The sequence below is a fragment of the Mycobacterium sp. Marseille-P9652 genome, assembly GCF_902652685.1.
In the GTDB taxonomy this organism is placed as follows: Bacteria; Actinomycetota; Actinomycetes; order Mycobacteriales; family Mycobacteriaceae; genus Mycobacterium.
The window spans coordinates 1-8,859 of record NZ_CACRUY010000097.1 but is presented as its reverse complement, the minus strand read 5'-3'; the positions used below and the strand labels follow the sequence as shown (position 1 = coordinate 8,859).

At 68.9% G+C, this 8,859-nt stretch carries 11 protein-coding genes and 1 pseudogene; 7 read left to right on the top strand and 5 right to left on the bottom strand.

Going from position 1 to position 8,859, the window contains the following annotated elements:
• Nucleotides 1-154 precede the first annotated feature (154 nt).
• From GPY60_RS25835 to GPY60_RS25820, 4 genes and pseudogenes are all read right to left on the bottom strand, one after another.
• Nucleotides 155-487 carry a TfoX/Sxy family protein gene (locus GPY60_RS25835; protein WP_156690539.1) on the bottom strand — a complete coding sequence of 111 codons (333 nt, stop codon included), beginning with the start codon at nucleotides 485-487 and terminating at the stop codon, nucleotides 155-157.
• A 1-nt stretch (nucleotide 488) separates the two neighbouring features.
• On the bottom strand, nucleotides 489-878 hold the full coding sequence (locus tag GPY60_RS25830; protein ID WP_156690538.1) for a nitroreductase family deazaflavin-dependent oxidoreductase: 390 nt from the start codon (nucleotides 876-878) through the stop codon (nucleotides 489-491).
• Between the two features lie 100 nt (nucleotides 879-978).
• Nucleotides 979-1,470 (bottom strand): hypothetical protein, encoded by a 492-nt coding sequence (locus tag GPY60_RS27335; protein ID WP_231639836.1) that lies wholly within the window; start codon nucleotides 1,468-1,470, stop codon nucleotides 979-981.
• A gap of 220 nt (nucleotides 1,471-1,690) precedes the next feature.
• A pseudogene (locus GPY60_RS25820) lies at nucleotides 1,691-2,110 on the bottom strand (S16 family serine protease); the annotation flags it as partial.
• A 137-nt stretch (nucleotides 2,111-2,247) separates the two neighbouring features.
• On the opposite strand from GPY60_RS25820, the gene GPY60_RS25815 reads away from it, so the two are divergent.
• The 4 genes from GPY60_RS25815 (at nucleotide 2,248) to GPY60_RS25800 (ending at nucleotide 5,224) form a co-directional block, all read left to right on the top strand.
• Entirely contained in the window at nucleotides 2,248-3,183 is a 936-nt protein-coding gene (locus GPY60_RS25815; protein WP_156690537.1) for a hydrogen peroxide-inducible genes activator, read from the top strand.
• A 10-nt stretch (nucleotides 3,184-3,193) separates the two neighbouring features.
• Nucleotides 3,194-3,895: a hypothetical protein gene (locus GPY60_RS25810; protein WP_197283841.1), complete on the top strand. Its 702-nt coding sequence runs from the start codon at nucleotides 3,194-3,196 to the stop codon at nucleotides 3,893-3,895.
• A gap of 8 nt (nucleotides 3,896-3,903) precedes the next feature.
• Complete coding sequence (locus GPY60_RS25805) at nucleotides 3,904-4,347, top strand: PPOX class F420-dependent oxidoreductase (protein WP_156690536.1); 444 nt, start codon at nucleotides 3,904-3,906, stop codon at nucleotides 4,345-4,347.
• A gap of 124 nt (nucleotides 4,348-4,471) precedes the next feature.
• Nucleotides 4,472-5,224, top strand: a complete 753-nt coding sequence (locus GPY60_RS25800; RefSeq protein WP_156690535.1) for an enoyl-CoA hydratase/isomerase family protein — start codon at nucleotides 4,472-4,474, stop codon at nucleotides 5,222-5,224.
• Nucleotides 5,225-5,232: 8 nt separating this feature from the next.
• Here GPY60_RS25800 and GPY60_RS25795 read toward each other — a convergent pair whose 3' ends face one another.
• Complete coding sequence (locus GPY60_RS25795; protein ID WP_156690534.1) at nucleotides 5,233-5,412, bottom strand: (2Fe-2S)-binding protein; 180 nt, start codon at nucleotides 5,410-5,412, stop codon at nucleotides 5,233-5,235.
• Between the two features lie 229 nt (nucleotides 5,413-5,641).
• Here GPY60_RS25795 and bfr point away from each other — a divergent pair, with 229 nt between their 5' ends.
• Genes bfr through GPY60_RS25780 form a run of 3 tightly spaced genes read left to right on the top strand, consistent with a single transcriptional unit; the run spans nucleotide 5,642 to nucleotide 8,692 of the window.
• On the top strand, nucleotides 5,642-6,121 hold the full coding sequence (bfr, locus tag GPY60_RS25790; RefSeq protein WP_156690533.1) for a bacterioferritin: 480 nt from the start codon (nucleotides 5,642-5,644) through the stop codon (nucleotides 6,119-6,121).
• A 1-nt stretch (nucleotide 6,122) separates the two neighbouring features.
• Entirely contained in the window at nucleotides 6,123-8,168 is a 2,046-nt protein-coding gene (locus tag GPY60_RS25785) for an MDR family MFS transporter (RefSeq protein ID WP_156690532.1), read from the top strand.
• 29 nt (nucleotides 8,169-8,197) lie between these two features.
• Nucleotides 8,198-8,692 (top strand): carboxymuconolactone decarboxylase family protein, encoded by a 495-nt coding sequence (locus GPY60_RS25780; protein WP_156690531.1) that lies wholly within the window; start codon nucleotides 8,198-8,200, stop codon nucleotides 8,690-8,692.
• Nucleotides 8,693-8,859: the final 167 nt, after the last annotated feature.

The following is an 8,859-nucleotide window of genomic DNA, read 5'->3' as shown; positions in this document are numbered from 1 at the left end:
ACGCGTCGACACGACACGCTCGACACCCACCAGCGACTTATCTGGCCAACGAAGCGGCGGCCGCGACGACGGTTGCGGCCGCCGCTTCACCCTGCCCACTTGACAAGATGTCCCCCATATCAGTCGCTTACCCGCGCTCCGCCCCGTCAACCGGTCACTTGGGCGGCAGACCGCGGGCGTAGCCGACCCCGCGGGCGACCCATGTCCGCAGCTGGCGCGTGGTCCGCACCCCGGCGGCCTCCACGCGCACCCAGCCGCGCGCTTCCCGCCCGGCCATAACCATGGGAAAGACGTGCGCGCCCCGCACGAGCTCGTCCGTTTCGTCCGGCGGCACCCGCACCAACAGCCCGCCCTGGCCGCTGACGGCGACGGACATGTTGCCGGCGATCAGGAACGCGAGCCCGCCGAACATGCGCTTCTCCTCGACGCCCCGCTCGGGGCCGACGAGTTCACGGACGCGGGCGGCCAGTTCTTCGTCGTACGCCACGTCAGTCCAGGTCCACCCGGATCGTCAGGAGGTCGCTGCCCATCAGGCGCACCACGGCGCTGTTGAGCTTCGGCAGATTCCCGAGCCGCCGCAGCGGGTCGTCGTCGGGCATCAGGTGGGCGGTTCCGTCGCGCCATTTCCCGCCGATCCGCACCCGGACCGCCGGATTGGCCTTGATGTTGCGGACGTAGTCCGAGTGTTCGCCGTGCTCAGAGACCATCCAGAACTGGTTGCCCACCACGCGGCCGCCGACGGCGGTGCGGCGGGGCTGGCCGCTCTTGCGCCCGGTGGTCTCCAGGATGACTCCGGGCATCTTGCGGCCCACCGGGTTCACCAGGAGTCGTTGGACGCGATGGACGACTTGCCGTTTGAGACTCACCGCTTCATTCAACGACGGCGTGCGGGGTATGTCACGCGGGAATGGAACAGCCGCCCCCTTGCGGGGGCGGCTGCCACATTCCGGTTATCAGCTACCGGGTTCAGGTGCGGAACTACCCGACGTTGCCGCCGAGGTTGCCACCGGCGTTGGCGCCGCCGACGGGGGTGTACACCTGGAAACCGGTCGAGGTGTTGACGCCCCACTGACCCAGCTGCGGGTTGAACACCAGCGGAAGCTGGGTGTTGTCGGGGTCACCCACGGGCGGGACCCACGTGGCCGGCAGGCCGTAGCGACCCGGGTCGTTGTAGTGACCCGGAGGCGGGGCGGGGATCCCGTTCCGATCCTGTCCCGGGGGGAGCGGGCTGCCCGGTCCATTGCAGTTGACGCCCGGGCCGCCGTTACAGATCGGCTGACCCGGCACGTACGGGCCCTGGCCCGGCATGTCGTCCCGGTCGCCTCCCGGCACATTCGGGCCCGGCACGTTCGGTCCCGGACCGTGGCCGCCGCCCGGATCGGCTTGCGCGAAACCGGCACCCATACCGAGCGCCGCGGCTCCCAGGCCACCGGCCATAGCCGCGGTTGCGGCGAATTTGTTGAGGTTCATCTGAACTCCTTGTCTAGCGGTGTGACTGCCACGCAGGCAGCGCAACAGCTTTGACGTCGTTGTTCTGTTGTCACCCCAGCTCCTGGTTTGGGCTGAAGGCCAGGGAGGAGGACCCCCCTGGCTCCTTGGCTACCCGTGTCGAAAGAGCCGAAAACGCTCTCGCGCCAATAAATTCGCAGCTGCTTGCCAGGCAACTGACACGCGACTAACAGCGTGACGGCTAGGCGGCGACCGTTTCGGCGTGGGCCAACGGCTCCAGCGCCTGGGTGACGATCTCCGCCACGTCGGTCATCGGCCGCACGTCCAGCGCCTCGAGCACCTCGGCAGGCACGTCGTCGAGGTCGGGCTCGTTGCGCGACGGGATGAAAACCGTCGACAGGCCGGCCCGCTGCGCGGCGAGCAGCTTCTGCTTGACGCCGCCGATGGGCAGGACCCGGCCGTTCAGCGTGACCTCGCCGGTCATGCCGACGTCGGAGCGGACCTGACGCCCGGTGGCCATCGACACCAGCGCGGTGACCATCGTCACACCGGCCGACGGTCCGTCCTTCGGAACGGCGCCCGCGGGCACGTGCACGTGGATGCGCCGGTCCAGCGCCGTCGGGTCGACACCCAGCTCGGCAGCGTGCGAGCGCACGTAGGACGAATTGGTCACCAATGGTGAGCAGTGGCATGACACTCCTTTAAGTGCAAAGTCCTCAAACGGTGTGGTGTATACCCACGATGGTGCCGCGCATTCATTCGTAGGTAAAGGTGATATTTACCACTACACTGATAGGCATGACCGATAAGACCTATCAGCCGACCGTCGCCGGCCTGCGCGCGTTCGTTGCCGTGGCCGAAAAGCGCCACTTCGGAAGTGCCGCAACATCACTCGGGGTCAACCAGTCAACGCTGTCCCAGGCCCTGGCGGCGCTGGAGGCCGGCCTCGGCACGCCGCTGATCGAGCGCTCGACGCGGCGGGTCTTCCTGACGACGGAGGGGACCGAGCTGCTCCCGCACGCACGGGCCGTCGTCGACGCCGTCGACGCGTTCAACTCCGCCGCCGTCGGCGCTTCGGACCCGTTGCGGGCCAGCGTCCGACTGGGGTTCATTCCCACCGTGGCGCCCTACGTGCTGCCGACCGTGCTGGCCGGGCTCGCCGAGCAGCTGCCGGGGCTGAACCTGCGCGTGGTCGAGGACCAGACGGACCGGTTGCTGGCCATCCTGCGCGAGGGCTCCCTCGACGCGGCGCTGCTCGCCCTGCCGGCCGACACCGCGGGCGTGACCGAGATCCCGATCTATGAGGAGGACTTCGTCCTCGCGCTGCCGCCGGGGCATCCCCTCGCGGGCAAGCGCCGGGTTCCGGCGACCGCGTTGGCCGACCTGCCGCTGCTGCTGCTCGACGAGGGCCACTGCCTGCGCGACCAGGCGCTCGACGTGTGCCAGAAGGCCGGCGTCCGGGCGGAACTGGCCAACACACGGGCCGCCTCCCTGGCGACCGCGGTGCAGTGCGTCAGCGGCGGGTTGGGGGTGACGCTCATCCCGCAGAGCGCCGTGCCGGTGGAGGCGGCGCGCAGCCGCCTCGACTTGGCGCAGTTCGCGGCGCCCCGCCCGGGACGGCGGATCGGCCTGGTGTTCCGCTCGTCGAGCGGGCGCGACGACTCCTACCGCGAGCTGGCCCGCACGATCGGGAAGTTGATCGACAGCCAACATCCGGTGCGGCTGGTCAAGTAGGTTTCACCCCATGGAGAAGGTCATCGCCGTGCTGATGCGTCCTGAGCCGGATGATCAGTGGTGCGCCCGGCAGCGGGGTCACGTCGCCGACGCGCTGTTGGAATTGGGCATCTTCGGGCTGCAGGTGAACGTGCGTGACAGCGCCGTGCGTGATTCGTTGATGACGCTGACGACGCTGGACCCGCCGGTGGCGGCGGTGGTGAGCATGTGGACCCAGCAGTGCTACGGCGACCAGATGACGGCGGCGTTCAAGTTCCTCGGCCAGGAGTGCGAGAAATTGGCCGCCTACCTGGTGACGGAGTCGGTTCCGTTGGCCGCGCCGGTAACCGAACCCGGTTGCCGCACAACGGGTCTGGCCAACATCGCACTGCTGCACCGTCCCGCCGACCTGGACCAGGTGACCTGGCTGGCCCGGTGGCAAGGCGACCACACCTCGGTGGCCATCGAGACGCAGTCCACGTTCGGCTACACCCAGAACTGGGTGGTGCGGACGCTCACGCCCGACGCGCCGGGAATCGCGGGCATTGTCGAGGAGTTGTTCCCCGAGGAGGCGATCACCGATCTCAAGGCGTTCTTCGGTGCCGCCGACGACGACGACTTGCAGCACCGGCTCGGCCGGATGGTCGCCAGCACAACCGCATTCGGCGCCAACGAGAACATCGACACGGTGCCGACCAGCCGCTACGTCTTCAGGACACCATTTCGGGATTGAGGATCCTCATGACAACGCTCGACGAGGCAGTGGCACTGGCCAAGGGAGAAAGCGGCCTGGCGGTGGTGTCCACCGTCCGCGCCGACGGCACCGTGCAGGCCTCTCTGGTCAACGTCGGCCTGTTGCCGCACCCGGCGACGGGCGAGCCGGCGCTGGGCTTCACCACCTACGGCAGGGTCAAGCTCGCCAACCTGCGGGCGCGGCCTCAGCTCGCGGTCACGTTCAAGAAGGGCTGGCAGTGGGCCACCGTGGAAGGCCGCGCGGAATTGGCCGGCCCGGACGACTCGCCGTCCTGGCTGACTGACGCCGATCGGCTGCGCCTGTTGCTGCGCGAGGTGTTCACCGCCGCCGGGGGCACCCACGACGACTGGGACGAGTACGACCGGGTCATGGCCTCCGAGCGGCGCGCCGTCGTGCTCATCGCCCCGACCCGGGTCTACAGCAACGGCTGAGGCCGCCGACAGCCGGGGGACCACCGCGAGCAGACGCAGAAGCATGCCCCCATCGGCGTGTCTGGTTGCATTTGCGCCCGCTCGGCAAGAGAACGTTGGACGACCGGCGGCTAGGCTGCGAGCCGTGACGCTCCTGATCGACGACGACAAGCGGGTCCGCACCCTCACCCTGAACCGGCCCGAGGCGCTCAACGCGTTCAACGAGGCCCTGTACGACGCCACCGCCGAGGCGCTGCTGGCCGCCGCCGACGACCCCGAGGTCGCCGTCGTCCTCCTGACCGGCACCGGCCGGGGCTTCAGCGCGGGCACCGACCTGGCCGAGATGCAGGCCCGCATCACCGACCCGGGCTTCCAGCCCGGCAAGCACGGCTTCCCGGGGCTCATCGACGCGCTCAGCGCGTTTCCCAAGCCGCTGATCTGCGCCGTCAACGGGGTGGGGGTGGGCATCGGCGCCACCATCCTCGGCTACGCCGACCTGGCGTTCATGTCGTCGACCGCGCGGCTGAAGTGCCCGTTCACCAGCCTCGGCGTGGCGCCCGAGGCGGCGTCGTCCTACCTGCTCCCGCAACTGGTGGGACGCCAGAACGCCGCCTGGCTGCTGATGTCGTCGGAATGGGTCGACGCCGCCGAGGCGCTGGCCATGGGCCTGGTCTGGCGCGTCTGCGAACCGGAGGAACTGCTGCCCGAGGCCCGTCGGCACGCCGAAGTCCTTGCGGCGCGGCCGGTTTCGAGCCTCATGGCCGTCAAGCACACGATGATGGAGCCCATCCGCCCCGAGATCGCGGCGGCCAGCGCGCGCGAGAACGCCCACTTCGCAGAACTGATGGGCGCCCAGGCCAACGCGGCCGCCCTGGCGGATTTCAACAGACGCCGCTGAACACGCCTTCAGGACGCCGGTTCGAGCTTGCGCGCCGCCTCGATGATGGCCCGCAGCGTTCGCCTGCACCGCCCGCAGTCCGCGCCGGCGCCGCACGCGGCCGCGACCTCCTTGGACGTGGACGCGCCCCGCTCGACGGCGTCGGAGACCGTCTGATTGGTGGCCCCGACACAGAGGCACACGTACATTCAGCACACCTCCTGTACGCCCTGCACGCTGTAGACATCCCTTCACCGGATGTAGAAGCCCGGCGGGCCGCTTGTCAGTGGAGTCTAGCCTAAGAAGATTAGCCCCGCCTAACCTAACCTAAACCCGGCGCGACGCGCGGTGAGCCGAGGCAAACCTTCCTGGCAGATCGGCTGGTGGCATGGCAAAGTGCTGCTACGACGCCACGATGGCCGGATGCGAGGAGTGATCATGCAAGGGGACCCGGATGTTCTGCGCCTGCTCAACGAGCAGCTGACCAGCGAGCTCACCGCCATCAACCAGTACTTCCTGCACTCGAAGATGCAGGACAACTGGGGCTTCACCGAGCTGGCGAAGCACACCCGCGAAGAGTCCTTCGACGAGATGCGGCACGCCGAGGAGATCACCGACCGCATCCTGCTGCTCGACGGCCTGCCGAACTACCAGCGCATCGGGTCGCTGCGCGTCGGCCAGACCCTGCGCGAGCAGTTCGAGGCCGACCTGGCGATCGAGTTCGATGTGTTGAACCGCCTCAAGCCGGGAATCATCATGTGCCGGGAAAAGCAGGACACCACCAGCGCCATATTGCTCGAGAAGATCGTGGCCGACGAGGAACTCCACGTCGACTACCTGCAGACTCAGCTGGAGCTGATGGACAAGCTGGGCGAGGAGCTCTACTCCGCGCAGTGCGTCTCCCGGCCCCCGAGCTGACCTGAGCGCGGGGCCCACCGGCACTCCCCGCGGCGGGGTCGCGGTCGACGCACGGCGGCGCAACTTCATCTTCGTCGCGATCCTGCTCGGCATGCTGATGGCCGCGCTGGACCAGACCATCGTGGCGACCGCGCTGCCGACGATCGTCGCGAATCTCGGCGGGGCGGGCCACGAGTCCTGGGTGGTCACCAGCTACCTGCTGGCCTCGACCATCACGACCGCGCTCGTCGGCAAGTTCGGTGACCTGTTCGGCCGCAAGAGGGTGTTCCAGGCGGCCGTGGTGTTCTTCGTGGCCGGGTCCGTGCTGTGCGGGGTGTCCGCGTCGATGGGGATGCTCGTCGCGTCGCGCGCCCTGCAGGGGATCGGCGGCGGCGGGCTGATGGTGACCGCCATGGCGCTCATCGGCGAGGTGATCCCGCTGCGCGACCGCGGGCGCTACCAGGGCGCGATGGGCGCGGTGTTCGGCGTCACCACCGTGATCGGGCCGCTGCTCGGCGGGTACTTCACCGACCACCTGAGCTGGCGGTGGGCCTTCTGGATCAACGTGCCGATCTCCGTCGTCGTCTTCTTCGTGGCCGCCGCCGCGATCCCGGCCGCGTCCGAACGCACCAAACCGGTGATCGACTACACCGGGATCGTGTTCGTCGGCCTGGGCGCCGCCGGCTTGACGCTGGCCACCAGCTGGGGCGGCACCACGTATCCCTGGGGATCGCCGACGATCATCGGGCTGTTCGCCGCGTCGGTCGCCGCGCTGTGCGTCTTCGCCTGGGTCGAGAGCCGCGCCGCCGCGCCGATCCTGCCGGTCCGGCTGTTCGCCAGCCCCGTCTTCACCGTGTGTTGCGTGCTGTCCTTCGTCGTCGGGTTCGCGATGCTGGGCGCGCTGACGTTCCTGCCGACGTACATGCAGTTCGTCGACGGCGTCTCGGCCACCACGTCGGGCCTGCGCACCCTGCCGATGGTCCTCGGGATGCTGACCACCTCGATGGGCAGCGGCGTGCTGGTCGGACGCACCGGGCGGTACAAGGTCTTTCCCGTCGCCGGCACCGCGGTGATGGCCGTCGCGTTCTTCCTGATGTCGCGCATGGAACCGTCGACGTCGATCCTGGTCCAGTCGCTGTTCCTGGTCATCCTCGGCGCCGGCATCGGGATGTGCATGCAGACGCTGGTGCTCATCGTGCAGAACACCTCGAGCTTCGAGGACCTGGGCGTGGCCACCTCGGGCGTGACGTTCTTCCGCACGATCGGCAGCTCGTTCGGGGCGGCGATCTTCGGCTCGCTGTTCACCAATTTCCTGCACAGCCGGATCGGCCCGGCCATGGCCGCCAGCCGCGCACCCGCCGCGGCGGCCGCCTCACCGGAGGCCCTGCACCGGCTGCCGCGTCAGGTCGCCGCGCCCATCGTGGCGGCCTACTCCGAGTCGCTCACCGGAGTCTTCCTGTGGGCGGCGCCGGTCGGCCTCGTCGGCTTCGTCGTGGCGCTGTTCCTGCGCGAGGTCCCGCTTCGCCAATTCCACGACAGCACCGTCGATCTCGGCGACGCGTTCGGCATGCCGACCGCGGAGACGCCGGATCAGATGCTCGAGGGGGCGATCGAGCGCATGCTGCGCGGCGTTCCGGGCATGCGCCTGCGCAGCATTGCCATGCGCCCCGACTGCAGGCTCGACGTCGCCGGCCTGTGGGGGGTCCTGCGCATCAATCGCTACGCCCAGCTGAACGGCACCGCGCGCCTCACCGACATCGCCGACTACCTGCGTATCCCGTTCGAGGTCCTTGAGCCGACGTTCTCCCGCCTGGTTTCCACCGGCTTCGCGCAGGGCGACGGCGACCGGCTGTGGCTGACACCCGCGGGGGCGCAGCAGGTCGAGTACGTGCACTCGCTCCTCATCGCCTGGCTCGTCGACAAGCTCTCGCGCTCCCCGGCTTTCGAGGGCCGTCCCGACCGGCGCGCGGTGCAGGCCGCGCTCGAGCGCGTCGCGGGCCGCGTTCTGGCGCAACGCGATTGGCACGACGACCAGCCGACGACAAAGATCCCCGTGGCCGCCTCCTGAAACCCGCGGCGCGGGCGTACCATCACGCCATGAGCCGAATCGGTACCTTCCCCGACGACGACATCTACAGCTGGGCCTCGAAGTCCCCGGACCTCGGCGGCGCGATCGCCAACTTCAGCCAGGCGGTCTACACCAAGAACCGGCTGCCGATGCGCACCCGCGAACTGGCCCGGGCGGTCATCGCCCACGACAACGAATGCACCGTGTGCATGAACACCCGCGACGCCGACGGCCCCGCCGAGGGCGTGGACGAGGAGCTGTACGAGCACGCGCTGGAGTGGCGGACCTGGCCCGGGTACAGCGAACAGGAGCGGCTGGCGGCCGAATTCGCGCACCGCTTCGGCACCGAACACACCAAGCTGCGCGACGACGAAGACTTCTGGAGCCGCTGCAGCGAGCACTTCAGCGAGGAACTGCTGGCCGACCTCGCGATGTCTTGCGCCCTGTGGGTCGGGATGGGACGGATGCTCCGGACTTTGGACATCGGTCAGGCCTGCAAGCTCACCCTGCCCAGCCGCGCCTAGCGCCGGCGCTCGAATTAGGCCGCGACACACAAACCTTGGCGAAGACACGCCGCTTGGGCTCAAGGGGTGATTGCAACACTTCGTAGTTAGGGGTGTTGATGACGGGTGAGCCTCAGGGGTTATCGGTGCGCCGTCGGTTTTGGGAGCTGGTAGCGCAGGGTGTGCCG